This is a genomic window from Rhizobium sp. RHZ02 (genome assembly GCF_014851575.1).
GTDB lineage: Bacteria > Pseudomonadota > Alphaproteobacteria > Rhizobiales > Rhizobiaceae > Rhizobium > Rhizobium altiplani.
The window spans coordinates 45,816-71,593 of the sequence record NZ_JACUZX010000014.1; the positions used below are offsets into that span (position 1 = coordinate 45,816).

Consider the following 25,778-nt stretch of genomic DNA (forward strand, 5'->3'; position numbering starts at 1 on the left):
TCGAAGATTAGAACAACCCTTCGATATACCCTTGATCGTTCAAGTAAATCCGCTCCGCCGACGGCGATCTCGGCAGGCCGGGCATGGTCATGATCTCGCCTGTGATGGCGACAACGAAGCCCGCGCCCGCCGATAGGCGAACTTCACGGACCGGCACGATATGCCCTTCCGGCGCACCCCGCAGGTTCGGATCGGTTGAGAAGGAGTACTGCGTCTTGGCCATGCAGACCGGCAGGTGTCCATAACCCTGCTCTTCCCAGGCAAGCAATTGGTCCCTCACCGCCTTATCAGCGGTCACCTCTCCTGCGTGATAAATCTTCGAAGCGACGATCTCGATCTTCTCGAACAGGGAGACATCGTCGGGATAAAGCGGCTCGAATCTCGACTGTCCCGATTCCGCGAGCTCGACCACCTTGTAGGCAAGCTCCTCGATACCGGCAGAGCCCTCGGCCCAGTGCCGGCAGAGGATCGCTTCAGCCCCGAGGCGCGAGACATACTCCTTCACCTCAGCGATTTCCGCATCGGTGTCCGAGATAAAATGATTGATGGCAACGACAACCGGAACGCCGAACTTGCGAACGTTGGCGACATGGCGCCCGAGATTGGAGCAGCCCTTTCTCAGCGCAGCGACATTCTCCGTTCCGAGATCTTCCTTCTTTACACCGCCGTTCATCTTGAGCGCACGCACCGTCGCAACGATGACGGCGGCATCCGGCTCCAGTCCCGCCTTGCGGCACTTGATATCGAAGAATTTCTCGGCTCCGAGATCCGCGCCGAAGCCCGCCTCGGTCACGACATAGTCGCCAAGCTTCAACGCCGTTTTCGTCGCAATCACCGAGTTGCAGCCGTGGGCAATGTTGGCGAAGGGGCCGCCATGGACGAAGGCCGGATTGTTTTCCAGCGTCTGGACGAGGTTCGGCTGCATGGCGTCCTTCAGAAGAACCGCCATAGCCCCATCGGCCTTCAGGTCGCGGGCGTAGACGGCCGACTTGTCGCGACGGTAGCCGATGATGATGTTGCCGAGGCGTTCTTCCAGATCCTCGAGGTCCTTGGCGAGGCAAAGAATGGCCATCACCTCGGAAGCGACCGTGATGTCGAAGCCGTTCTGCCGGGGAAAGCCGTTGGCCACACCACCCAGCGAAGAGACCATCTCGCGCAGCGCCCGATCGTTCATATCCATGACGCGCCGCCACGTGACGCGCCTGAGGTCGATATCCTGTTCGTTGCCCCAATAGATGTGATTGTCGACCATCGCTGCGAGCAAATTGTGGGCCGACGTGATCGCATGGAAATCACCGGTGAAATGCAGGTTGATGTCTTCCATCGGAATGACCTGGGCATAGCCGCCGCCCGCCGCCCCGCCCTTCACTCCGAAGCATGGCCCAAGCGAGGCCTCGCGGATGCAGACGATCGCCTTCTTGCCGATCCGGTTCAGCCCGTCGCCGAGACCGACGGTCGTTGTCGTCTTGCCCTCGCCTGCCGGGGTCGGATTGATTGCCGTGACGAGGATCAGCTTGCCGTCGGGCCTGTCTGCCTGCGCGGCAATGAATTGCGCGCTGAGCTTAGCCTTGTCATGCCCATAAGGCGCCAATTGCTCGGCCGGAATACCGAGCTTTGCACCGATCTCGAAGATCGGTCTCTTGTTCGCCGCGCGCGCGATCTCGATGTCGGACTTGTGTGCTGCCATCCCCGTTCCCCGGTTTTCTGCGCTCGATAGGCGCGCCCATATTGTTTCAACGGGATAGCGAAATATGCCGAGACTGTGAATAGCGCGCTGGTTGCCCAACGCTCATCCAAGCCGCTATCTGTCAGGCATTGATTCTAACATTGCGAGGACCGGACATGAAATCACTCGAACTGATTGTCGAGCGCATCATCCTTTCGAGCCGTTGGATACTCGTCGCCTTCTATCTCGGTCTCGCTCTTGCGCTCGCCGTGTACGCCGTGTCCTTCGGTTACAAATTCCTTAAGGTGGCGGGCGGCGTGTTTGTCCTCAACGAGGGGGAAATGATTCTGGCCATGCTCGGCCTGATTGACGCAGCCCTGGTCGCGAGCCTCATCGTCATGGTGATGATCTCCGGGTACGAGAACTTCGTCAGCCGCTTTGACGAGAGCGAAGAGGACGTCTCGTTCATTGGCAAGCTCGACGCCGGCAGCCTCAAGGTCAAGGTGGCCTCGTCGATCGTGGCAATTTCATCGATTCACCTCCTCCAGGTCTTCTTGAATGCCGAACAATACACCGACAGCAAGATCATGTGGCTGACGGCAATGCATCTTGCGTTCGTCGTCTCCGCGGTGATGCTCGGTTTCCTCGAGCAGCTGACAAAAAAGGCCAAGGGTGAAGGACAAGATCTGATCGCCAAGTGATTCGAAGACGCTTTGCGCTATTCTCCGGCGAACCCGTGTGCTTTCCTGCGGCGTAGAAGAGGAACTCGATTGTGCCTGAAGTTGCGTTTTTGGAAAACAATAACGCAACCATGGGACGATCCGCTGTGGTTAAAGTAATACATTTGAAATTAATCGCTGCGCGCCTCCCCGTTTCGCACTAGCAAATATATCAGTTTGCATATTCTATGGCGCTGATATGAAGGTAAGCAGGGACGCATCGATGTCTTACATGACTACCTTGGAAAGACAGTTGTCCCTGGCCACAGAGATTTCAGCTGTCAATACCAGGGCCGAATTCGCGCAAGTTCTTGTAAAGGTAGCCCGCGCCTACGGCTTCCGGCATATCACGCTGTTGCTCGCGCCCGCTCCTGAAAGCGTCCTCCTCAAGGCCCTGGTCATCGAAACAACACTTCCGTCCGCATACTTCAATCAGTTCGACCGCGCCCGCATCATGCGTTTTCCCATGCTGGCAATGGGCATGAGCGAGTCGGCCCTGCCGCGCTCATGGAGCCTTCTGGACAGTTCCTCCGCAGAAATTTTCCCCAATGAGTTGAGCAAACTTCTGCATCACTTCGGCATACCGACAGGCGTTGCGGTGCCCGCCTACACTCGCGACGGCGAGCGCATCCTGTTTTGGCTGGCCGGCGACCGCCCACTGCTCGCGCAGACCGAGCTCAACGAACTCACCATTGCGATCCTCCATCTGCTCGACGCGTATCATCGCACGCAGCATTCGAAGCTTCCGGAACACACGCCCCTTTCCGCTCGCGAACGCGAGGTCGTCCGGTGGACGGCGCAGGGAAAAACGTCGATCGAGATCGGCCAGATCCTCTCGCTATCCGACCACACAGTGAATGCCTACATGACGAGCGCCATCAAGAAGCTCGACTGTGTGAACCGGACGCAGCTTGTCGCCAAGGCGATCCGTATGAAGCTGATCAACTAAGCAAGCGCTCAGCGATCGAGCACGGAGCGGACCTCGACGAGGTTCGACCGGACGCGGAGAATATAGAAGCCCATCGTTGCCAGATGGCTCGGCATAAGCCAGCCGTCTTCCCGGCCGTTAGAAATGATTGCCGGCTGGATCTTCAGTGCCGCCTGGAACTGTCTCATTGTTGCGCCAAAGATGGCGCCCAGATTGCGCTCCGCGATAACTTGAGAAAAGTCTGACTGTGCAGCCGCCAGGATGGCGTAATAAGCGTAAAGCTGACCATAGGCGAACCAGAAGCGATCGTCTGCACGTGTATCGAACCAGCCCCGATGATGGTTCTGCGAGCGGTCCGCGAGCACGTCGGAGGTACTGCCGAGATCGTTGGCGATGCGGTCGATGAACTGGATCAGGTTATCCGCCCGCCCATCGAAGATGGCGTTGCAGGCGGCGAGGTCGGTATTGAACTTGCGCAGGCTGTCGAGCGCCGAGCGATAATAGCTCGGCGTCGGTGTCTTCGGTCCGAACGGATCAAGGCCGAAGTACCAGCTGTACTCGTCGAATTGCAGGTTGCCGCGCGCCTTCTGCAGATCGTTATTGATCCCTGACGTCCCGCGGACGCGCCCGAGCGTATCGACGAGTTCGACCGAGGTGCGGCGAACCGCCTGGTTTACGCCCCGCTGGAACGACGCCTTGTTGTCGAGAAACGGCGTGTGATCCCAGTCGATGCCGAAGAAGCCGAGACGGTAGAGAAGCATGGAGGAGATCCACGCATTCTGGTTGACGTTGAAATCGGTCAGGTCGGCTGCGACATCGCCGACCGCTGGCAAGTCTTGGCTGCCGCTCCGTCTGTTGACGGCAGCTCCTGGCCGGCAGGAACCTTGCGCTCGGAAAGTCTGTACTCATTCACGAAGGAGGGATTGAAGTTAGACCAGACCTGCGTCTGCCAAATGAAATAGCAATAGAGGACAGCAAGAAGCGCGATCAGACCAAGGATCGGCAAGCGGATCATCCAAGTCCGCTGAACGTACCAGCCGCGGGCAGCGATGAATGGCCAGAAAGCCCAGGCAAAGAAAACCCGCGCCCAGCGTCCGATTGTTCGGCCGATCAGCCTGAAAAAACCGGCGATCCGGTCGAGCATCGTCTTCTCCTTGATAAGCTTGGTCTGCGCACTGACATATGCGCTCGCTCCAGGAAGAACAATATCGTGCTGATATTATTGTTTCTTCGGCCAGAAGCCAGGACGCAGAAAACGGAAGCGCAGTCGCCTGGAGATTTCCGTCGTATCGATGATCGGCACTGAGAAGCCCTCCTCCGGCTCCTGCCGGAAAGCTTCGAACTTGCTCGCGAAGACGGCGTCGGCGGCCCGCTTGCGCTGCTCCAATTCCTGTGGCGCCAGCATGTTGCGCTCAAACAATTCAATCGGACCGGCGATGGCGGGAAAGAGCTCCGCTGAAATCTGAACCTTCGATCCCGGGATGTCGGTGTCGACTTGCGCCTGATAGATCAGCAGCCGCTCTTCGGTGTCTATCAACATCTTGCGCCTGAGGGCGTTGCACTGGCCCACCTGGCTATTCAGCGCATCGACGAAAACCTGGAAGAGATTGATGAAGCGTTCGCGGCGCTGGCTCTCCTCGCGCATTCCGTGTTCCTCATCGGCAACACGGTCGGCCTCCGCTTTCAGCGAGCGCCGCTCTTGTTCCATAAGCTCCCATTCGGCTCTGCTTCCGTATAGGCCGATCCTGCCCTGCGTCGTCAGTGCCTTGGCGTTCAATTCCCGGATGCGAAGGCGGGCGATGTCGATCTTGTCGACAAGCCGACGGCGCTGCTCGACGATGCCGATCAGCCCATGCTCACCCAGCTTGTGAAAGTCGATCGCAATCGTGCGGTAGATCGCGATGACACCTGCCGTGGCTTCGGACTTCACCAGCAGGTCGCGAAGCCGCTCCACGACAGGGGCTGCGCGCACGCGCGCGCTGTGGCGACGCCACATCCGCTGGCGCGAAAAACGACCGATGAATCTTTCGCCGGCGGTCAGGCCACGGAAACCATCGAGATCCGCCGAAATCTTGACCGTCAGCGTGTCGAGGACGAAAACGAGCTCAGCAAGAAGATTGGTCAAGCTCGCGCCGTTTGCAACAAACGCCTGGAAGCGGCCATTCTCGACCAGAAACCGTTCGTCATCGACGGCAGCCGCCTGGCGTGCGAACTCGTTGATGAATTCGACGCAGACCTTGGCTTCAAGACGCAATTGCTCCACGAGCGCTCGCGCGGCTTCGAGCTGGGTATCGAAGGAGAAGGGCTTGCGCACCGGGCGGCTCCATGAATCGGTTATCGCGAACCTAGCGCATAAGCTGCCAAACCGGAATCACTTTGAGGACCGGTCACACCGCCGTGGCGAGCCATCCCCGTTCACTGCATCATCCCAGTGACGCCGGCAGAGCGAGACGTATTTTTCGTTGCCGCCGACATCGATCTGTGCGCCTTCGCGCAGCACCTTTCCATTTGCGTCGAGACGCACCACCATCGTCGCCTTGCGTCCGCAATGGCAGATGGTCCGCACCTCGCGCATCTCGTCGGCAATCGCCAGAAGCTCCTGCGACGCCGGGAAGAGGCGCCCCTGGAAATCAGTTCTCAGTCCATAGACCATGACAGGTATATTCATGCGATCGACGACCCGGGCGAGCTGCCAGACCTGCTCGCGCGTCATGAAGTGAGCCTCATCGACAAAGACGCAGGCGATCGGCTCTCCCTCCTTGCCGAGTTCGCCGATCAAGGCCTGGAGGTCAGCTTCCGGTTCGAAGGCGACGGCGCTTGCCTGCAGGCCGATCCGGGAACCGATAATCCCCTTTCCAGCACGCTCGTCGAAGGCCGCAATCAGCAGAACGACACGCATGCCGCGCTCCTCGTAGTTGTAGGCGGCTTGCAGCAGCATCGTCGACTTGCCGGCGTTCATGGTCGAGTAGTTGAAATAGAGCTTTGCCATCGTTTTCTCCGTCTTTCGCTTCTTGGAAGCTCGAAACCGCGAAGAAAAGTCCCTCATTCTGATAGTCACAGGAAATTCAGGACCAAAAATCGCCAAAAACCTTTGAAATCTCAGCGCTGGCGGAAAAATGACCCACGTCGCAATCGAGTACTGCAATGCGGCGCAAACGCGCTGAGGTCGCTTGTAAAACTCGGCTATTGGTGCTTGGCTTGGGAACGTAAGACTGGGAGTCTATAAATGAAAACGACAAGCGCATTCATACTGATCACCGCCACCGCAGTTGCCGCTCTCTCTGTCGCAACCGCTGCACTCGCCGCAGATCCAGACAGTTGTTCCACCGTTCATTTTTCGGACGTCGGCTGGACTGACATCACGTCCACAACGGCGACTGCAGCAGTCGTGCTGAAGGGACTAGGCTATACCCCTGACGTCAAAGTTCTTTCCGTGCCGGTAACCTACCAATCGCTAAAGAACAAGGACATCGACATCTTCCTCGGCAACTGGATGCCGACACAGGAAAAAGACGTTCGCCCCTTCCTTGATGATAAATCGGTCGAATCCTTCGGACCGAATCTCGTCGGCGCAAAATACACATTGGCGACCAACGCCAAGGGCGCTGAGCTCGGCATCAAGGATTTCAAGGATATTGCAGCTCACAAGGATGACCTTGACGGCAAGATCTACGGCATCGAGCCCGGAAACGACGGTAACCGCCTCGTCATGGATCTGATCGAAAAGAACACCTTCGGCCTCAAGGGCATGGAAGTGGTCGAGTCTTCCGAACAGGGCATGCTGGCGCAGGTGGCTCGCTCCGAGAAGGAAGGCAAGCCCGTTGTCTTCCTCGGCTGGGAGCCGCATCCGATGAACGACAACTTCAAGCTGACCTATCTGACCGGTGGTGACGATGTCTTCGGGCCGGACTTCGGCGGCGCGAAGGTTTTCACCAACGTGCGCGCGGGCTATCTCAATGAGTGCCCGAACGTCGGTGCATTGCTCAAGAACATGGTTTTCTCGCTCGAGATGGAAAACCAGATCATGGGCAAGATCCTGAACGACGGCGATGAGCCGGAAAAGGCAGCGACAGAGTGGCTGAAGGCCAATCCTTCCGCGCTTGACCCGTGGCTTGCCGGCGTCAAGGCGCGCGATGACAGCGGCGATGGCCTCGCGGTCGTCAAGAAGAGCCTCGGCCTCTGATAACGACGAGCGGGGCGGCTCGCGCCGCCCCATCTCGCTATCGTCGCGAAATGTTGTTGTTCCTAATGGATAGGCGCTCCCTTGACCTGGCTCACCGACACTAAAATTCCCATCGGCTCCTGGGCGAAAGCCTTCGTGGACTGGCTGACCTCCAACGCCGATTGGTTTTTCAATCAGCTCGCCTTCATTCTGTCCCACGTCATCGACGGGCTGCTTTTCATTCTGCAGAAACCTCACCCACTAATCGTCATCCTCGGGATCGGGGCGATTGCCTACTGGCTCCGTCGCTCGATCGTCGTGGCCGTCTTCACCTGTCTTGGCCTCCTCTTCATCGTGAACCAGGGGTACTGGAAGGAGACGACGGAGACGCTGGCGCTGGTACTCGCCTCAACCTTTGTCAGCATGATCGTCGGCATTCCTCTTGGCATCGCCGCCGCGCGCCGCGCCTGGGTCTATTCCGCCCTGCGCCCGATCCTCGACTTGATGCAGACCATTCCGACATTCGTCTATCTCATTCCTGCACTTATCCTTTTCGGACTCGGCATGGTGCCGGGCTTGATCGCAACCGTGATCTTCGCAATCCCCGCCCCCATCCGCCTCACGCGCCTCGGTATCATCTCGACCCCTTCCTCCCTGGTGGAAGCGGCAGAATCTTTCGGCGCTACGCCGATGCAGGTGCTGCGCAAGGTCGAGCTGCCCTTTGCCATGCCACAGATCATGGCAGGCCTGACGCAGACGATCATGCTATCGTTGTCGATGGTGGTCATCGCCGCGCTTGTCGGCGCCGACGGCCTCGGCGTGCCGGTGGTTCGTGCACTCAATACGGTCAACGTCGCCAAGGGCTTCGAAGCGGGTCTCTGCATCGTCATCCTGGCCATCATTCTCGACCGAATGTTCCGCACTGCGGGTGAAGGAGAAGGCGTATGACTGCGGTCCGTTTCGACAACGTCAGCATCGTCTTCGGCGACAAGCCGGAAAACGCCCTGGTTTTGGCCGATCAGGGCAAAAACCGCGACGAGATCGGTGCTGCGACTGGTCTTGTTCTCGGCGTGGCGGATGCCTCGCTCTCCGTGCAGGAAGGCGAGATCCTCGTCCTCATGGGACTTTCTGGGTCCGGCAAGTCCACCCTCCTGCGGGCCGTAAACGGGCTGGCGCCCGTCGTGCGCGGCGAGGTTTCGGTCGCAACGCCAAACGGCCCCTGCAATCCCTACAAGACCACCGCCAAGGGCCTGCGCGACCTGCGCATGCACACCGTTTCCATGGTGTTTCAGCAGTTTGCCTTGCTGCCGTGGCGAACGGTCGCGGAAAATGTCGGCTTCGGCCTTGAGCTTGCGGGCATGCCCGAGGCCGAGCGCAAGAAGCGCGTGGGCGAACAGCTCGAACTGGTCAACCTGACCAAATGGGCGGACCGCAAGGTCAATGAATTGTCCGGCGGCATGCAGCAACGCGTTGGCCTCGCTCGTGCCTTCGCGACCGGTGCGCCGATCCTGCTGATGGACGAGCCGTTCTCGGCGCTCGATCCGCTTATCCGCACGCGCCTGCAGGACGAGCTTCTCGAGTTCCAGCGGCGGCTGAAGAAGACGATCCTCTTCGTCAGCCACGACCTGGATGAGGCCTTCCGCATCGGCAACCGCATCGCCATCATGGAGGGCGGGCGCATCATCCAATGCGGCACGCCGCAGGAGATCGTCAAAAACCCCGCCGACCAGTACGTCGCCGATTTCGTCCAGCACATGAATCCGATCAGCATGCTGACGGCGCAGGACGTAATGCAGCCAGGCCTCGGCCACGCCGCCGCTGGCGCAAGCGTCAGCGGCACTGCGCGCGCCGAGACGCCATTGATCGACATTCTCGATGCACTGTCGCGCCAGCCCGGCAGTATCGGGGTGGTGGAAAACGGCGCGATCATCGGTACCATTTCGGCCCAGGATATCGTTGAGGGTCTGACGCAGCATCGCCGCAAAGAAGAAGCTTGATCCGACCGTCCGCTTCGGTCAGAAAAGTGGACATGAAAGATCAAGCTTCCGTTCTCAGGGAAACGGACGGAGAAGCCCGCAAGCTCGCGCGCACGCTTCTCCGCTCCGCCCGTTATGCTGCAATCGCCGTCCTCGATCCCGAGACCGGCTTCCCATTTGCCAGCCGGGTACTTCTCGGCACCGACATCGATGGCGTTCCCGTCATTCTCGTGTCGGGCCTGTCGACGCATACCCGCGCGCTCGACGCCGATCGCCGTGCGTCGCTTCTGACGGGCGAGCCCGGCAAGGGCGATCCACTGGCCTATCCGCGCTTGACGACCCAATGCCTTGCCGAACCGGTCGAGCGCGACAGCGTCATCCATGCCCGGATTCGCAGCCGCTTCCTCAACCGCCATGCCAAGGCAAAGCTCTATATCGATTTCCCGGATTTCCGCTTCCTCCGGCTGGTGCCGCAATCCGCGAGCCTGAATGGTGGGTTTGGTCGCGCCTATCTTCTTGATGGAGACGACCTGACGATTCGATCCCCCGGGAACGAGAACGTGGCGGCGCAGGCCGATGCGATAGTGCAAGAATTACTAGGTACAAGCCCCGATCTCGCCCCCATGACCGCAGCGAGTTTGAAGGCCGGCAACGGCGGCGATTGGCGCATTTGTGGAGTGGACTGCGCCGGTTTCGATCTGATTTCGGGTGATTTGCTTCTGCGTTGCGAATTCGCTGCCGTCGCAGAGGACATCGAGGACGTTTATTTCCATATATCTAACATAAAATCCGCAATACCTGAAATTTAGCTATATACAATCTTGACGCCGTATTGATAGTTTTCGCCGTCCGGCATTGAGCGGGAACATGCGTTTTTGAAATTAGTTTCACATCGGGAAGAAGATATGGACACAATCGATTTAACCGCCAATGCGAATATTGCCGCTGCGCTCTTGTCCGCAATGGCAAACCCGAAAAGGCTTCTCATTCTCTGCAACCTCGTGAAGGGCGAAATCCCGGTCGGTGCGCTGGCGCAGGAGGTTGGCTTGAGCCAGTCCGCGCTGTCGCAGCACTTGTCAAAGCTGCGCGCCCAGAAACTGGTGAAGACGCGCCGCGACGCCCAGACGATCTACTACTCCAGCAGCTCCGAGCCGGTCCTCAGGATCCTCGAAGCCCTCACCGACATCTACTCTGTTCAAAGCCAGGCAAAGTCCGCGGCGTAAGGACAAGCTGACATAATGTCAGCTGATAAGCCCCACTGCCGTGAAATGCATCCGGAATAGTGTGGCAACCTCATTTCAGCACGTTTACATACTTTTAGACCGGCAGCGATGCCGGTCTATTTTTTGCGCGTACCTCCGATGCAACGGCCTGACGGCAATGTCAGCGGCTTGACGCCCGAAGAACCGCTGATAATTTGACCGGGCAGTAAAAAAACCGCATCAGCCAATACTGGGAAGGGCCTCCGAAACGGCCATGGAGAACAGCATGTCCAATCGCCTCAATACCACGCCAAACGACCTTCGGGCCTTTTGGATGCCCTTCACTGCGAACCGCCAGTTCAAGAAGGAGCCGCGTCTTTTCGTCAGCGCCAAGGACATGTACTACCAGACCCATGACGGCCGTCAGGTGCTCGACGGCACCGCCGGCCTCTGGTGCGTGAATGCTGGCCACTGCCGGCCGAAGATCACCGAAGCGATCCGCGAACAGGCTGGTGAGCTCGACTACGCGCCGGCCTTCCAGCTCGGCCACCCCAAGGCGTTCGAACTCGCGAACCGCCTCGTCGACATCGCACCCGAAGGCATGGACCACGTTCTCTACACCAATTCGGGGTCTGAATCGGTCGAGACGGCGCTGAAGGTCGCCCTCGCCTACCATCGTGTGAAGGGGAACGGCTCGCGCTTCCGTCTGATCGGCCGCGAACGCGGCTATCATGGGGTCAACTTCGGTGGCATCTCCGTCGGCGGCATCGTTTCCAACCGCAAGATGTTCGGCACGCTGCTGACGGGCGTCGACCACATGCCCCACACGCATCAGCCGGGCAAGAACGCCTTCACCCGCGGCCAGCCCGAGCATGGCGGCGACTTGGCGACCGAGCTCGAGCGCATCGTCACGCTACACGACGCTTCGACGATTGCCGCCGTCATCGTCGAGCCGATTGCCGGTTCGACCGGCGTGCTGATCCCGCCGAAGGGCTACCTGCAGAAGCTCCGCGAAATCTGCACCAAGCACGGCATCCTGTTGATCTTTGACGAAGTCATCACCGGCTTTGGCCGCCTCGGCGCGCCGTTCGCTGCCCAGTACTACGACGTCAAGCCGGACATGATCACCACCGCAAAGGGCCTGACCAACGGTGTGATTCCTATGGGCGCGGTCTTCGTGACCGCAGAGATCCATGACGCGTTCATGAGCGGCCCCGAGCACATGATCGAGTTCATGCACGGTTACACCTACTCCGGCAACCCGATCGCCTGCGCCGCAGCACTCGGCACGCTCGACACATACAAGGAAGAAGGCCTCCTGACCCGCGCCGCCGAGCTCTCGGATTACTGGGCCGACGGGCTGCACTCCCTGAAGGACTGCCCGAATGTCATCGACATCAGAAACACCGGCCTGATCGGCGCGATCGAGCTCGATCCGATCGCCGGCGAGCCGACCAAGCGCGCCTTTACCGCCTTCCTGAAGGCCTATGAGAAGGGCCTGTTGATCCGCACTACCGGCGACATCATCGCGCTCTCGCCGCCGCTCATCATCGAAAAGCACCACATCGACGAGCTCTTCGGAAAACTGCGCGAAATTTTGCAAAATAACATCTAAACGACGCGTTTTCGGGGCCCGCTTTTGTCAAATCAGGCAAAAGCGGGCCCTATTTCTTTATCTTCTTGCGAAATCGACGGTAAATTCCTAAGAAACTTGCAAAGCGTCCGTCGAAGCCAAATATGGAGGGCGGGTGTTTCGGCGCGCGGCTGCTCATCGTCTCTTGGCGCATCCCCCTGCAAGGGTTGTTGACGATCTGGGCTCGCCGCCGCGGCACTTAAATCGCGGGTTTTGATACCCACCCAAGGAGAAAGAAAATGAGTCTGAAGACTTTGTCGGCGGCCCTCGTCGCCTCGCTTGCCTTTGCGCCGCTCGCCCATGCTGACGTCACCATCGGCCTCATCGCGCCGCTGACTGGCCCCGTTGCCGCCTATGGCGATCAGGTGAAGAATGGCGCGCAGGCTGCTGTTGACGAGATCAACAAGAAGGGCGGCATCCTCGGCGAGAAAGTCATCCTCAAATATGCCGACGATGCCGGCGAACCCAAGCAGGGCGTTTCCGCTGCAAACCAGCTCGTCGGCGACGGTATCCGCTTCGTCGTCGGCCCGGTCACCTCGGGCGTCGCGATCCCGGCTTCCGACGTTCTTGCTGAGAACGGCGTGCTGATGGTCACCCCGACGGCAACCGCACCAGACCTCACCAAGCGTGGCCTCGCCAACGTCCTGCGCACCTGCGGTCGCGACGACCAGCAGGCCGAAGTCGCCGCCAACTACGTCCTGAAGAACTTCAAGGACAAGCGCGTTGCGATCATCAACGACAAGGGCGCCTACGGTAAGGGCCTGGCCGATTCATTCAAGGCCACACTGAATGCTGGCGGCATCAAGGAAGTGCTCGACGACTCCCTGACCCCTGGCGACAAGGATTTCAGCGCGCTGACCACCCGTCTGAAGGCCGAGAACGTCGATGTCGTCTATTTCGGCGGCTATCACCCGGAAGGCGGCCTGCTGGCCCGCCAGCTGCATGACCTGTCCGTCAAGGCCGTCATCATCGGCGGCGACGGCCTCTCGAACAGCGAGTTCTGGAACATCGGTACCGACGCAGCCGGCGGCACGATCTTCACCAATGCCATGGATGCGACCAAGAGCCCGGATTCGCAGGCAGCTGCCGATGCGCTGAAGGCCAAGGGCATCCCGGCCGAAGCCTTCACGCTCAACGCCTACGCCGCAGTCGAAGTCCTGAAGGCAGGTATCGAGAAGGCTGGCAGCGCTGAGGATTCCGAAGCAGTCGCCAAGGCGCTGAAGGGCGGCGAAGCGATCCCGACGGCAATCGGCAAGTTGACCTACGGCGAAACCGGCGACCTGACTTCGCAGAGCTTCGCGCTCTACAAGTGGGAAGCTGGCAAGATCGTTCCGGCCGAATAAGCCTTCGATCTTCCGATTTCGATCGCCGGGCGTCCCTCTGGGGCGCCCGGTTTTCGTTTGTGGACCGGCCGACAAAGCCGATCTCGCTTTGTCAGACACATGGGCTATAACTGGTGAAACGCCAGCACGAGGATGCCATGACCGCCAAGCTCGAACGCCTTATCGACCAAGGGACGGGCCGCCTGCCCGCCGACATCGTTCTGAAAGGCGGACGCTTCTTCGACCTCGTGACCGGCGAACTGGTGGCATCCGATGTCGCGATCGCACAGGATCGTATCGTCGGCACGTGCGGCAGCTACGACGGCGAAACCGAGATCGATATCTCGGGCAAGATCGTGGTGCCGGGCTTCATCGATACGCATCTCCACATCGAGTCGTCGCTGGTGACGCCGCACGAATTCGACCGCTGCGTCCTGCCCTATGGCGTAACGACAGTCATCTGCGACCCGCACGAGATTGCAAATGTTCTCGGCACCGAAGGCATTCAGTATTTCCTCGATTCGTCCCTCGAAACGATCATGGACATCCGTGTCCAACTCTCCTCCTGCGTGCCCGCCACACATCTGGAAACATCGGGCGCAGATCTGCCGATCGAACGTCTCCTTCCATTTCGCCATCATCCGAAGGTCATCGGCCTCGCCGAGTTCATGAACTTCCCCGGTGTGATCCACAAGGATCCCATCTGCATGGCCAAGCTCGATGCCTTCCAGGGGCAGCATATCGACGGCCACGCCCCCCTGCTCTCGGGCAATGACCTGAATGGCTACCTCTCCGCCGGCATCCGCACCGAGCATGAATGCACCAGTGCTGCCGAAGCGCTAGAAAAGATGCGCAAGGGCATGCATATCCTCGTGCGCGAGGGTTCCGTGTCGAAGGATCTGGCGGCCCTGATGCCCATCATCACCGAGCGCCTGTCGCCGTACCTCGCCCTTTGCACTGATGACCGCAATCCCCTCGACATCGCCGAGCAAGGCCATCTCGACTACATGATCCGGACCGCGATCAAGAACGGCGTCGAGCCGCTGGCCATTTATCGCGCCGCGTCGATCTCGGCTGCCCGTGCCTTCGGCCTGAGGGACCGCGGTCTCGTAGCCCCCGGCTGGCGTGCAGACCTCGTGGTCATCGACAGCCTCGAAAACTGCCGCGCAGATCTCGTCTTTGCCGCTGGGCGCCAAGTGACCCCAGAGCTTTTCGCCACGCGCAAGCCCGTCGAACCGGTCGGCCTTGATAGCGTCAAGGCCCGGCCCGTCAACGCCGCGCACTTCGGCGTTCCCGTCGCCGACGGCGAAACCCCTGTGATCGGCGTCACGCCCGGCAAGATCATCACCGAACATCGCCGCTACCGGCTACCGGTGAAGGGCAACCAGACTGACGTCGATCTCGGCAATGACATCATCAAAGTCGCCGTCATCGAGCGGCACGGCAAGAACGGCAACCATGCCAATGGTTTCGTCCAGGGCTTCGGCCTGAAGAAAGGTGCGATCGCCTCGACCGTCGGGCATGACAGTCACAACATCTGCGTCGTCGGCGTCAGCGAGGATGACATGGCCCTCGCCGCCAATCGCCTCGGCGAAATCAACGGCGGCTTCGTTGTCGTCGAGGATGGCAAGGTCACCGGCGAGATCGCCCTGCCCATTGCCGGCCTGATGAGCCTCGAGACCTACGAGACGGTGCGCGACACACTCCACCATCTACGCAAGGCCGCCTACGCGCTCGGCACGACGCTTGAGGAACCCTTCCTGCAGGTGGCCTTCCTGCCGCTCCCGGTCATTCCGCACCTGAAGATCTCGGATCGCGGAATGGTGGACGTCGACAAGTTCGCCCTCGTCGGGTGAGCGTCTAATTTAGCCAGCCACCCGTGCGCAGAATGCATCGAGTGCGGCCAGCTTGATTGGACCGGTTCCGGCTGCCGCCGCGAAGCCCGGCATCGCCAGCCGTTCTCCGATCACCATTCCGGCCGGCGGGATGAACTGCGCGGGCTTGCGCGTCAGGTTGAAGACGAAGAGCAGCTTCTCGCTTCCCTTGCTGCGCGTGAAGGCGAGAAGGTCCTGATTGGTACCGATGAATTCCATAGTGCCATTGAGCAAAGCCGGGTGGCTTTTCCGGAAATTGAGCGTCTGCCGGTAGTGGTGCAACACGGAATTCGGATCGCTCTCCTGCGTATCGACGGAAAGCGCCGCCTGCTCATAAGGCACCGGCAACCATGACTTCTCGGCGCTCGTAAAGCCGGCATGCGCCTTGGCAGCCTCCCAGGGCATCGGAGTGCGGCATCCGTCACGTCCCTTGAACGCCGGCCAGAAGCGGATGCCATAGGGATCACGCAGATCCTCGAAGGCGAGCTCGGCCTCGGGAAGCCCAAGTTCTTCTCCTTGGTAGAGGCAGATCGAGCCGCGCAGCGTCGCCAGCACAGACATGGCGAGCTTGGCGATCACGGGCCGCTCTGCTGCCGCCTTGGCAAAGCGGCTCAGATGACGGTTGACGTCGTGGTTCGAGAACGCCCAGCATACCCACCCATCGGCAACCGATTTCTGGAAGGCATCGACGCAGTTTCGAATATGCGTCGCGGTAAAGTCCGGTCCGAGCAGGTCGAAGGTGTAGCACATGTTCAGCTTGTCGCCGCCGCCCGTATAGGCGGCGACGGTCTTCAGCGAGCGGGCACCGTCGCCGACCTCGCCGACCGTCGCGCGCGCCTCGTAGCGATCAAGCAGCGCCCGGAACCGCCGGAGGAAGCCGACATTCTCCGGCTGCGTCTTGTCGTAGAGGTGGTTCTGCATGCCGTACGGGTTGGTATCCGGCGCATCGAGACCGGTATCGCTCTCATCGGGCGCATGCGGAGGGTTGTCGCGAAGCAGCCTGTCGCAGAAGTAATAATTGACAGTGTCGAGGCGGAAGCCGTCGACGCCGCGGTCGAGCCAGAACTTCACGGTGGCAAGCACGGCATCCTGAACCTCCGGACTGTGGAAGTTGAGATCCGGCTGCGAGGTCAGGAAGTTATGCTGGTAATACTGCCGGCGCACGCCGTCCCATTCCCATCCTGGTCCACCGAAGATCGAGAGCCAGTTGTTGGGGGCCGTCCCATCCCGTTTCGGGTCCGCCCACACATACCAGTCCGCCTTGGGATTGGTCCGGCTCGAGCGGCTTTCGACAAACCAGGGATGAACATCGGAGGTATGGGAAATGACCTGATCGATGATGATCTTGAGGCCGAGCCCATGGGCGGCCGCCATCATTTCATCGAAATCATCAAGCGTGCCAAAGATCAGATCGACATCGCAATAATCCGAAACATCGTAACCCATGTCGGCCATGGGTGACTTGAAGAACGGCGAGAGCCAGATCGCATCTACGCCAAGGTTGGCGATATAGGGCAATCTCCGGGTAATGCCCTTCAGGTCTCCGAGACCATCTCCGTTGGTATCCTGAAAGGATCGCGGATAGACCTGATAAATGACAGCACCCCGCCACCAGTCCGCCGTCTTGCCTGCAACCGACATCAGCCAATCATCTCCCGCATCACGCAATCATGCCAAGACTAAAGCGGGCGCGCCAAAAAACAACCTTCAGCCGGGATCCGTCGCACATCCAAGTTTCTGCATTCTGCGCTTTATCTTGTCGCGGCGCTTGATGTCCTTGCTCGGTAGCTTGCCGCCCACGGAGTTGCGCTCCTGCATGGCGAGTGTCTGGCAATCCATCTTTCGGCCCTTGCCTCCGCCGCGTGCGAAAGCGGGAATAGCTGAGAGGGATAGTCCCGCGATAAGTGAAATGGCGATCAGAGAAACTGGGATCTTCTGCATGAACATATCCCCATAGCTACGCGCGTCATTATGCGCCCCGTCCACACGGTCAACAAATCCGGCCTAATGCCGCAGGCACATGCCGCTCGCGGCTTGTCAGGAAGGTGCTCTGCGCGTATCAGCGAAACGGGAAAATTCAGGGAGGCTTTCTGTGAGCGGGCGTTTTTTATCGATCGGTGAATGCATGGTGGAGCTTTCGCAGGCAGGCGCCGGATTGCTACGCAAGGGCTTTGCCGGCGATACGCTGAACACCGCCTGGTATGCTCGCGCCTGCCTGCCGGCAGATTGGTCGGTGGAGTATTTTACCGCGCTCGGCGACGAAGCCATGTCCGATGAGATGATCGCCTTCTACAAGCAGGCTGGCATCGGCACGGAATTTATCAGGCGCATCAAGGGTAAGGCGCCCGGTCTCTACATGATCAGCCTCAAGGACGGCGAGCGCTCCTTCAGCTACTGGCGCGACAACTCGGCCGCCCGCCAGCTGGCAGCCGATGCGGAGCTCCTGCGCGAGGCGATCGAGGCATGCGATGTCATCTATTTCTCCGGCATCACACTTGCGATCCTGTCTCGCAATGACGCCGATACGTTGCTCGCCGAAGTCCGTCGCGCCAAGGCCGCCGGCAAGATCGTGGCCTTCGACCCCAATATCCGCCCGCGGCTTTGGTCCGGCTATGACGTGATGCATGCGACGATCAGCGAAGGTGCGCGCGCCTCGTCCCTGGTGCTGCCGAGTTTTGACGACGAAGCAACGCACTTCGGCGACGTCTCGATCGCTGCGACGATCCAGCGGTATCGCACGCTTGGCGCGACCGATGTGGTCGTTAAGAACGGCGCAGAGGGAGCGACCCTGAGCTTCGACGGCGTGGAGAGCTTCGTCCCAGCCGAAAAGGTCGAACAGGTCGTCGACACGACCAGCGCCGGCGACAGTTTCAACGGCGCATTTCTCGCCCGCTATCTCGAAACGAAGGACGCCCCTGCTGCAGCGGCGTTTGCCGCGAAGGTCGCCGCACGCGTGGTTAGCGAACACGGCGCCCTCGTCGCATGGGAAAAGCTCGGCATCGACAAGACCTGAGCAACATCGAACGATCGGCGCAGTGCGACTGTAATATTTCCATCATCGACGACCGCCAGAATGTGAGGCGCGGGAATCGAGTCTCCGGGTCAGCCGGGAATTGGGCCGGCGCCCCCGCGGGCGCGGCATGGATGGGATTGGGGCGTGCTGCAACATATGTCGGATGTTGGAGGCAACGAAGGCCGGTATGCATCTCGGCTGGGCATGGCGGAACGGCTGGTGATTGTCAGCGATGCCTGGCATCCGCAGGTCAACGGCGTCGTCCGTTCGATCGAGAACACCAATCGCGAACTGGCGAAGATGGGCATCGACGTGGCGATGGTGACGCCGCAGGGCTTTCACAGCGTGCCCTGCCCCACGTATCCCGAAATTCGTCTCTCGATAGCGAGCTACCGCCGCGTCGCGCGCGAGATCAAGAAACACATGCCCTCCTACGTTCATATCGCGACGGAGGGCCCGTTGGGACTGACGGCGCGGCGCTGGTGTCTGAAGAATCGCATGCCTTTCTCCACCAGCTACCACACTCGCTTTCCGGAATACGTTTCGGCTCGCCTGCCCATACCGAAGAGCTGGCTTTACGCCTTCGTTCGCTGGTTTCACAACTCGGGCGCCGGTTGCATGGTCGCGACCCCAAGCCTCGCGCGCGAACTCTCCGAAAAGGGCATTCGAAACCTCATGCCGTGGAGCCGCGGCATTGATGCCGATCATTTCCGCCCCATGCCCCCGGAAGATGCGCCGTTCAGCCTTACCCGCCCGATCTTCATGACAGTCGGCCGCGTTGCCCTGGAAAAGAACCTGCCGGCCTTCCTGGATCTCGACCTGCCCGGATCGAAGGTCGTCGTCGGTGACGGGCCGGCCCGCACGGAACTCGAGAAACGCTATCCCGATGTGCATTTCACCGGCCTAAAAGTCGGCGAGGAGCTGGCAAAGGCCTATGCCCAGGCCGATGTCTTCGTCTTCCCGTCGCTGACGGATACGTTCGGCAATACGATCCTCGAGGCCCTCGCGTCAGGCGTTCCCGTGGCCGCCTACCCTGTCACCGGCCCGTTCGACATCATCGGAGACGACAACGAAGTCGGAGCACTCGACGACGACCTGAAAACGGCCTGCCTGACGGCATTGTCTGCTTCCCGCGAGAAAGCACGCGAACTCGCGCTTCAATATTCCTGGGAAGCGGCAACCACGCAGTTCATCAACAACATCCGCGCTGCCAACGGTGTCATTACGCCGAAATGGAAAAAGGCCTGGCAATTTGCCGCCAAGTCGCTGCCAAGAACGAAAAAGCCCGGCGAAGCCGCCGGGCCTGTCTCTTCGGGAACCTGAAGGCGTTACTTGCTGAGCGCCTCGCGCAGCGTCTGGCTGGCGACCGAGACCGCGCTGCGCACTGCCGGTGTCTCGGCAATGGCGTTCAGAAGCACGAAGTCATGGATCGTACCGTTGTAGCGGATGGAGGTTACCTTGACGCCGGCTTGCGTCAGCTTGCGGCCATAGGCCTCGCCTTCGTCGCGCAGCACGTCGTTCTCATCGGTAATAATCAATGCCGGCGGCAAGCCCTTCAGTTGGTCGAGCGATGCCTGGAGCGGCGAAGCGGTCGGCTCCTTGCGCTTGGCTTCGTCAGGCAGATAGGCGTTCCAAAACCACTTCATGGCCTCCTTGGTCAGCCAGGGACCATTGGCGAACTGGTTGTAGGAGCCGGTCTCGAAGTTGGCGTCGGTCACGGGATAGAACATGACCTGCTGATCGATTGCGGGACCGCCCCGCTCCTTGGCTAGAAGGGTCACTGCTGCCGTCATGTTGCCACCGACGCTATCGCCGGCCACTGCCAGGCGGCTCGCATCGACGTTGAATTCCTTCTGATGCTCAGCGACGTATTTCGTAGCGGCATAGGCCTGCTCGATCGCGATCGGATAGCGTGCCTCAGGCGAGCGCTCATAATCAACGAAGACGACGGCGGCCTTGGCGCCGTTGGCGATCTCGCGAACGAGCCGGTCATGCGTCTCGGCATCGCCGAGAACCCAGCCGCCACCGTGGAAATACATCACGACGGGCAACTTGCCCTTCGCGCCTTCCGGACGGACGACGCGCAGCTTGATGCTGCCGGTCGGACCAGCCTTGATCGTGAGGTTCTCTTCCTTGGCGGCGAGTTTCTTGACATCGCCCTTCTGCGCTCCGGCAAGTACGTCGCGGGCGTCGGACGGAGACAGCGTGTAGATCGGCTTGGCGCCGGCCAGCGCGTCGATGAACTTCTGCGTCGTCGGTTCCAATACCGGATCGGCAGCGGCGCCGAATGTGGTGGCTGCCAGGATCGTGGCTGCGGAGAGTGCGGTCTTGATGGTCGACATTGTCCAGTCCTCTTGGTTGCGGTTCGTCGTGAACACACCATTTGTTTATCGCACTATTGTTTATCGCACGATAAACATTCTGGCATAACTCCTATGCAACAAACTTGATTGCGATTATTTATTGCGCGATATAATTAGATCATTTCCGGAGAACACGACATGAGCGACGATCTCAACCTCGACGATTTTATGTGCTTCGCCCTCTACACCGCGAACCACGCGATGAACCGCGTCTACAAGCCGATGCTTGACGCACTGGATCTCACATACCCGCAATATCTGGTAATGGTCACTCTCTGGAAGGAAGACAGACAGACTGTCGGCGGCATCGGCGAGAAGCTGCATCTCGAGTCGAGCACCCTTACCCCCCTCCTCAAACGCATGGAAGCGACCGGCTACATCAAGCGGCAGCGCGGCAAGGAGGACGAGCGTGTCGTCATTATTGGCCTGACTGAGGAAGGCCGCGAACTCAGGAAGCGTGCGGCATCCATTCCCGGCTGCATTCTGGATGCATCGGGCCGGGAATTTGCAGAACTGAAGCGGCTGGCGGCAGATATCATCACACTACGCGATACGCTGTCGCGTTATGAGACGTAAGATTGCTCGCTTGATCAGCTCCGTCTTTTCTTCGATTCGTACGGATTTTCGGGCGAGCGGTAGTGAATGCGGATCGGCACGCTCGGCATGTCGAAATCGTTGCGCAAGCCATTGATCAGATAACGCGTATAGGATTCCGGCAACGCGTCCGAGCGCGTGCAGGAGATCATGAAGGCCGGCGGGCGAGCCTTCACCTGCGTCATATACTTGAGCTTGATACGGCGACCGGAGACTGCCGGTGGCGGATGCTGAACCTGCTGCTGCTCCAGCCAACGGTTGAGGCGAGCGGTCGAGATGCGCTTGTTCCAGACCTTGTCCGTATCGATGATCGACTGCATCAGCTTGTCGAGCCCGCGACCCGTCTGGCCGGAGATCGGTACGGCGCGGATTCCTCGCGCCTGCGGCAGCAGCCGGTCGGTCTTTTCGCGCAGGTCCGCGAGAACCGCCTGCGGCTCCTCGATCATGTCCCACTTGTTGAAGGCGAGCACGGCAGCCCGGCCCTCGCGCAGCACGAGATCGACGATGTGCAGATCCTGTTTCTCGAAGGGGATCGTCGCGTCAAAGACGATGACGACAAGTTCGGCGAAGCGGATAGCGCGGAGCGTATCTGCAACCGAAAGCTTTTCCAGCTTCTCGATCACCTTGGCCTTGCGGCGCATGCCTGCCGTGTCGAACATCTTGATGGTGCGGCCGCGCCAGTCCCATTCAACCGAGATGGAGTCGCGTGTGATTCCGGCTTCCGGTCCGGTCAGCAACCGGTCCTCACCCAGGAAGCGGTTGATCAGGGTCGACTTGCCGGCATTCGGGCGGCCGACGATCGCCACACGCAGCGGCTTGGTGTCGTCGTATACGGGTTCTTCCTCTTCCTCGCCTTCCTCGCCGGACGACTGAGGGATATCGACGTCGGTGACGGCGACATCTTCCTTCGGCGGAAACGCCCGGTCTTCGCCAAGCGCGGCAACGATCGCATCCCTAAGATCGAGCATCCCCTGCCCGTGCTCCGCCGAGATCGGAGTCGGCTCGCCAAGGCCGAGCGAATAAGCGTCGTAAAACCCAGCGTCCGAGCCGCGAGCTTCCGACTTGTTGGCCACGAGCACGACCGGCTTGCCGCGACGACGCAGCATTTCCGCGAGCGCCGTGTCGACAGGCGTCAGGCCCGTCTTGGCATCGACGACGAACAGAGAAAGGTCGGCTTCATCGATCGCCGCTTCGGTCTGGGCGCGCATGCGGCCCTGCAGGCTCTCTTCATGGGCCTCTTCAAGACCGGCGGTATCAACGATGGTGAAACGCAGGTCGACGAGCCGCGCCTCGCCGGGGCGACGGTCGCGGGTGACACCCGGCGTGTCGTCGACAAGCGCCAGCTTCTTCCCAACCAGGCGGTTGAAAAGCGTCGACTTGCCAACATTCGGGCGACCGACGATGGCGACCGTGAAGCTCATTGATATTCCTTACTTTCAGCCCTGTGCGGCGGGCGCCTTGCCGGATGCGGTGATGTTATCAAGCATCATCTGGGCGCGATTGGCAACATTGCGCGGGCTCTGCGCGTCGTCGGCGATCGCCTGGAACCACTGGCGTGCCTGCGGCATGTTGCCAGCCTTGTAGGCAGCAAGGCCGAGTGCTTCGCGGGCGGAGTGACGGAAGGCGTTGCCGGGAACAGCCATTTCCTCAACCTGGGCCGAGACCTGTTCGTAGGTGCCACCTTCGATCAGCAGCCAGCCGGCGCGCATTCTGGCGGCATCGCGCACAGCTGCCGGCGCGGCGTTATCCTTGCCGATCACCTCAAAGGCCGCCACAGCACCCGCCGTATCGCCCTTCTGGGCGAGAACGCTTGCGGCACGCATCCGCGCGAGGATCGGATAGGCTCCGTGGCCTTCCTTTTCGAGCGTCTCAAGCGCTGCCAGCGCCTCGTCGTGCTTGTTCTCGTCGGCGAGTTTCATGGCAGCGATAAACTTGTCACCCGCGCCGGAGGACTGGTTGTCGTCCCAATATTCATAGACCTTGTAGCCGACGGTGCCGAGAACGATCAGGACGGCGAGCGCGATCAGGTAGCGGCCGAACCGGCGCCATGCGCCTTTCACCTGGTCGGAACGCAGTTCCTCATTAACTTCACGAATGAAGCTGTCGTCGTTGAATGCCATTCTCGTCTCCGGCCGCGGATATGCTTCGGCATGCGGGTTGCACGCACATTGTGGCGCCTTCTACCCCATTTTTCAGCAGTTGTAAGGGGGATTGGAAAGATTCGTCACATAACGATCGGAGCCACGCCAATCAATAGCTCGTGCAGCTTGAACGTGATGAGCGCCCAGGCGATCGCGCCGATGATGACGGCATAGAGATCATACTTGCCCGAGACGAACGGACGAAGGGTGAGCTCGCCGGCGCGCTCACGACGCTTCAGCGCAATCCGCAGGATCACACCCCATGCCAGGAAAGCACCAAACAGCAGTACCGAAGAGGTCTCGCCATTGGCCAGCAGGTGCGAGAAGGCCCAGATCTTCACCGAAAGCACCATCGGATGCTTCGCCTTGACGGCGATATACCCCGCCGGCAGCAGCGCGGCGACCAGACAGATCATTGCGAGCAGCATCAGGGTCAGGGTGATGTGCGCCATCCAGACCGGCGGCGTGTAGAGCAAGCCGGTCACCTGACGGGCCTGACCAAAGCCGTAAATCAGCAGGATCAGCGCGAGAATGCTGACGATGGAATACGCCAGCTTCCAGCCGTTCTCGCCGAGACTATCGATCATGGACTGTCGAAAGCCGGGCGCGATGACGCGTATGAGATGAAGTCCGAGGAAAATGATGATGCCGACGATAAGCAATGTCATGGCGATCTCCTGTGCGTTTTCCGAGACTTAGCCGGAGCCGCGCAAAAACGCCAGCGTCACCGCAGCTTCGCCGCATTTCTGTAACAGGAAAGCCGCAAACAAATTCTCGCGGTGTCCATGTTTCGTTCTTTTTTCCAGGCCTCCCTCGCCCTCTCTTTGTTTATTCCAGGCACAGCGGGCGCTGTCGACCAGCCGAAACAGCTGGTGATGATCTCGTTCGACGGTGCGCACGACAATGCGCTCTGGCAGAAAAGCCGTGAGATGGCCGCCAAGAACGGCGCCCATTTCACCTACTTCCTCTCCTGCACCTTCCTGATGAACCAGGCGACCAAGAAGGCCTATCAGGCGCCGCACCAGAAGCTTGGCAAATCCAATGTCGGCTTTGCCCAGGGCGACGACGAGATTCGCGAGCGGCTCGGCAACATCTGGCACGCCCACCTCGAGGGGCACGACATCTCGAGCCACGCCTGCGGCCACTTCGATGGACGGCAGTGGAGCGAGGCAGATTGGGGCAAGGAGTTCGCCACCTTCCAAGCCACCTTGAAGAATGCCTGGAAGAGCGTCGACCTCGAAGAACCCAAGGGCTGGCAGGATCTGGTCGACCATGGCATCCACGGCTTCCGCGCGCCCTATCTCTCGGCAACGCCGGGCGCCGATATGATCGCCGCGGAAAGGAAGGCCGGTTTCACCTATGACGCCAGCCTGGTGACCAAGGGGCCGACCCTGCCGGTCGAGGAAAACGGCATCATCCGCTTCGGCCTGCCACTGATCCCCGAGGGCCCGCGCGAAAAACCGATCATCGGCATGGACTACAACCTCTTCGTTCGCCACTCCAACGGCGAGGAAGACAAGGCCGATTCGAAGGCATTCGAAGACCGCTCCTATGCCGCCTTCAAGGAAGCCTTCGACAAGCAGTATTCAGGCAGCCGCATCCCGCTGCAGCTGGGCTTTCACTTCGTCGAGATGAACGGCGGCGCCTATTGGCGCGCGCTCGACCGGCTGGTCAGCGATGTCTGCCGTCGCGCGGACGTAGCCTGCGTCAGCTATTCGAAGGCGATCCCGATGATCGAAGCGCGGGGTAAGCTGCAGGACCAGACGCAAACATCGGGTCTTTAAGCAGGCATTGCCATCCCTTCCGCCTTTTGCCGGCGCGGCCATCTGGTCCGTTTGCAATTAGCGCTTACGCGACTACCTTCTGTCCTACGCCACCCTCCTCGTAGTGGCGGAGAGAAGACGACCGGGAGCTAGTCATGTGCCGGAATATCAAACCCCTCTTCAATTTCGATCCGCCAGCAACGGACGAGGAGATCCATGATGCGGCGCTTCAGTTCGTGCGGAAGCTGAGCGGAACGACCAAACCATCGAAACGCAATGAGGCGGCGTTCGAACGTGCGGTCAATTCGATCGCGAAATGCGCCCACGAGTTGCTTGATTCACTGGAGACTTCCCAGCCTCCTCGTGACCGTGAAGAAGTGGCCGCAAAGGCTCGCGCGAGAACAGCGATGCGGTTCGCCTAA

At 60.1% G+C, this 25,778-nt stretch carries 23 protein-coding genes and 2 pseudogenes; 15 read left to right on the forward strand and 10 right to left on the reverse strand.

Features of this window, described 5'->3' with window-relative positions; genetic code table 11:
- Positions 1-7: 7 nt before the first annotated feature.
- Entirely contained in the window at positions 8-1,687 is a 1,680-nt protein-coding gene (locus IB244_RS19470) for a formate--tetrahydrofolate ligase (protein WP_192305286.1), read from the reverse strand.
- A gap of 155 nt (positions 1,688-1,842) precedes the next feature.
- Here IB244_RS19470 and IB244_RS19475 point away from each other — a divergent pair, with 155 nt between their 5' ends.
- Both IB244_RS19475 and IB244_RS19480 read left to right on the forward strand, forming a co-directional pair.
- A complete protein-coding gene (locus tag IB244_RS19475; protein ID WP_018857574.1) occupies positions 1,843-2,367 on the forward strand; it encodes a TIGR00645 family protein in 525 nt (174 codons plus the stop codon).
- Between the two features lie 241 nt (positions 2,368-2,608).
- The gene (locus IB244_RS19480; protein ID WP_025660418.1) at positions 2,609-3,334 is read left to right on the forward strand and encodes a helix-turn-helix transcriptional regulator; all 726 of its coding nucleotides are present in this window, start codon (positions 2,609-2,611) and stop codon (positions 3,332-3,334) included.
- 8 nt (positions 3,335-3,342) lie between these two features.
- On the opposite strand, the pseudogene IB244_RS19485 reads toward IB244_RS19480, so the two are convergent.
- From IB244_RS19485 to IB244_RS19495, 3 genes and pseudogenes are all read right to left on the reverse strand, one after another.
- Positions 3,343-4,457, reverse strand: a pseudogene (locus IB244_RS19485) (DUF2333 family protein).
- A 75-nt stretch (positions 4,458-4,532) separates the two neighbouring features.
- The gene (locus tag IB244_RS19490; RefSeq protein ID WP_192305288.1) at positions 4,533-5,627 is read right to left on the reverse strand and encodes a hypothetical protein; all 1,095 of its coding nucleotides are present in this window, start codon (positions 5,625-5,627) and stop codon (positions 4,533-4,535) included.
- Between the two features lie 73 nt (positions 5,628-5,700).
- Positions 5,701-6,302: pseudogene (locus IB244_RS19495) on the reverse strand (thymidine kinase).
- 237 nt (positions 6,303-6,539) lie between these two features.
- Here IB244_RS19495 and IB244_RS19500 point away from each other — a divergent pair.
- From IB244_RS19500 to ade, 8 genes are all read left to right on the forward strand, one after another.
- On the forward strand, positions 6,540-7,496 hold the full coding sequence (locus IB244_RS19500; RefSeq protein ID WP_169682781.1) for a choline ABC transporter substrate-binding protein: 957 nt from the start codon (positions 6,540-6,542) through the stop codon (positions 7,494-7,496).
- Between the two features lie 81 nt (positions 7,497-7,577).
- Positions 7,578-8,423 (forward strand): choline ABC transporter permease subunit, encoded by an 846-nt coding sequence (gene choW, locus IB244_RS19505; RefSeq protein WP_018857568.1) that lies wholly within the window; start codon positions 7,578-7,580, stop codon positions 8,421-8,423.
- Complete coding sequence (choV, locus tag IB244_RS19510; RefSeq protein WP_018857567.1) at positions 8,420-9,472, forward strand: choline ABC transporter ATP-binding protein; 1,053 nt, start codon at positions 8,420-8,422, stop codon at positions 9,470-9,472. The genes choW and choV overlap by 4 nt, the downstream gene beginning before the upstream one ends.
- Positions 9,473-9,504: 32 nt before the next feature.
- Positions 9,505-10,260, forward strand: coding sequence for a HugZ family protein (locus IB244_RS19515; protein WP_192305290.1), 756 nt, complete (start codon positions 9,505-9,507; stop codon positions 10,258-10,260).
- 96 nt (positions 10,261-10,356) lie between these two features.
- Positions 10,357-10,674, forward strand: a complete 318-nt coding sequence (locus tag IB244_RS19520) for an ArsR/SmtB family transcription factor (protein WP_018857565.1) — start codon at positions 10,357-10,359, stop codon at positions 10,672-10,674.
- Between the two features lie 265 nt (positions 10,675-10,939).
- Entirely contained in the window at positions 10,940-12,268 is a 1,329-nt protein-coding gene (locus IB244_RS19525; RefSeq protein ID WP_018857564.1) for an aspartate aminotransferase family protein, read from the forward strand.
- Between the two features lie 257 nt (positions 12,269-12,525).
- Positions 12,526-13,629 (forward strand): branched-chain amino acid ABC transporter substrate-binding protein, encoded by a 1,104-nt coding sequence (locus IB244_RS19530; RefSeq protein ID WP_018857563.1) that lies wholly within the window; start codon positions 12,526-12,528, stop codon positions 13,627-13,629.
- Between the two features lie 137 nt (positions 13,630-13,766).
- Positions 13,767-15,464: an adenine deaminase gene (gene ade / locus IB244_RS19535; RefSeq protein WP_018857562.1), complete on the forward strand. Its 1,698-nt coding sequence runs from the start codon at positions 13,767-13,769 to the stop codon at positions 15,462-15,464.
- A 9-nt stretch (positions 15,465-15,473) separates the two neighbouring features.
- On the opposite strand, the gene IB244_RS19540 is transcribed toward ade, so the two are convergent.
- Positions 15,474-17,123 carry an alpha-glucosidase gene (locus IB244_RS19540; protein ID WP_192305291.1) on the reverse strand — a complete coding sequence of 550 codons (1,650 nt, stop codon included), beginning with the start codon at positions 17,121-17,123 and terminating at the stop codon, positions 15,474-15,476.
- Between the two features lie 66 nt (positions 17,124-17,189).
- The gene (locus tag IB244_RS19545) at positions 17,190-17,423 is read right to left on the reverse strand and encodes a hypothetical protein (protein WP_018857560.1); all 234 of its coding nucleotides are present in this window, start codon (positions 17,421-17,423) and stop codon (positions 17,190-17,192) included.
- Between the two features lie 151 nt (positions 17,424-17,574).
- On the opposite strand from IB244_RS19545, the gene IB244_RS19550 reads away from it, so the two are divergent.
- On the forward strand, positions 17,575-18,495 hold the full coding sequence (locus IB244_RS19550; protein WP_018857559.1) for a sugar kinase: 921 nt from the start codon (positions 17,575-17,577) through the stop codon (positions 18,493-18,495).
- A 156-nt stretch (positions 18,496-18,651) separates the two neighbouring features.
- Positions 18,652-19,818, forward strand: a complete 1,167-nt coding sequence (locus IB244_RS19555; RefSeq protein WP_083929858.1) for a glycosyltransferase family 4 protein — start codon at positions 18,652-18,654, stop codon at positions 19,816-19,818.
- Positions 19,819-19,823: 5 nt separating this feature from the next.
- Here IB244_RS19555 and IB244_RS19560 read toward each other — a convergent pair whose 3' ends face one another.
- Complete coding sequence (locus IB244_RS19560) at positions 19,824-20,837, reverse strand: alpha/beta hydrolase (RefSeq protein WP_018857557.1); 1,014 nt, start codon at positions 20,835-20,837, stop codon at positions 19,824-19,826.
- Between the two features lie 159 nt (positions 20,838-20,996).
- Between IB244_RS19560 and IB244_RS19565 the strand changes: the two genes are divergently transcribed.
- Positions 20,997-21,434: a MarR family winged helix-turn-helix transcriptional regulator gene (locus tag IB244_RS19565; protein WP_018857556.1), complete on the forward strand. Its 438-nt coding sequence runs from the start codon at positions 20,997-20,999 to the stop codon at positions 21,432-21,434.
- Positions 21,435-21,448: 14 nt separating this feature from the next.
- On the opposite strand, the gene der is transcribed toward IB244_RS19565, so the two are convergent.
- The 3 genes from der to IB244_RS19580 form a co-directional block, all read right to left on the reverse strand.
- Entirely contained in the window at positions 21,449-22,873 is a 1,425-nt protein-coding gene (der, locus tag IB244_RS19570; RefSeq protein ID WP_018857555.1) for a ribosome biogenesis GTPase Der, read from the reverse strand.
- Positions 22,874-22,888: 15 nt separating this feature from the next.
- Positions 22,889-23,572, reverse strand: a complete 684-nt coding sequence (locus IB244_RS19575) for a tetratricopeptide repeat protein (RefSeq protein WP_018857554.1) — start codon at positions 23,570-23,572, stop codon at positions 22,889-22,891.
- A 104-nt stretch (positions 23,573-23,676) separates the two neighbouring features.
- Entirely contained in the window at positions 23,677-24,261 is a 585-nt protein-coding gene (locus IB244_RS19580; protein ID WP_018857553.1) for an NnrU family protein, read from the reverse strand.
- 117 nt (positions 24,262-24,378) lie between these two features.
- Between IB244_RS19580 and IB244_RS19585 the strand changes: the two genes are divergently transcribed.
- Together IB244_RS19585 and IB244_RS19590 are read left to right on the forward strand one after the other, a co-directional pair.
- On the forward strand, positions 24,379-25,377 hold the full coding sequence (locus IB244_RS19585; RefSeq protein ID WP_018857552.1) for a polysaccharide deacetylase: 999 nt from the start codon (positions 24,379-24,381) through the stop codon (positions 25,375-25,377).
- 134 nt (positions 25,378-25,511) lie between these two features.
- Positions 25,512-25,778: a DUF2277 domain-containing protein gene (locus IB244_RS19590; RefSeq protein ID WP_018857551.1), complete on the forward strand. Its 267-nt coding sequence runs from the start codon at positions 25,512-25,514 to the stop codon at positions 25,776-25,778.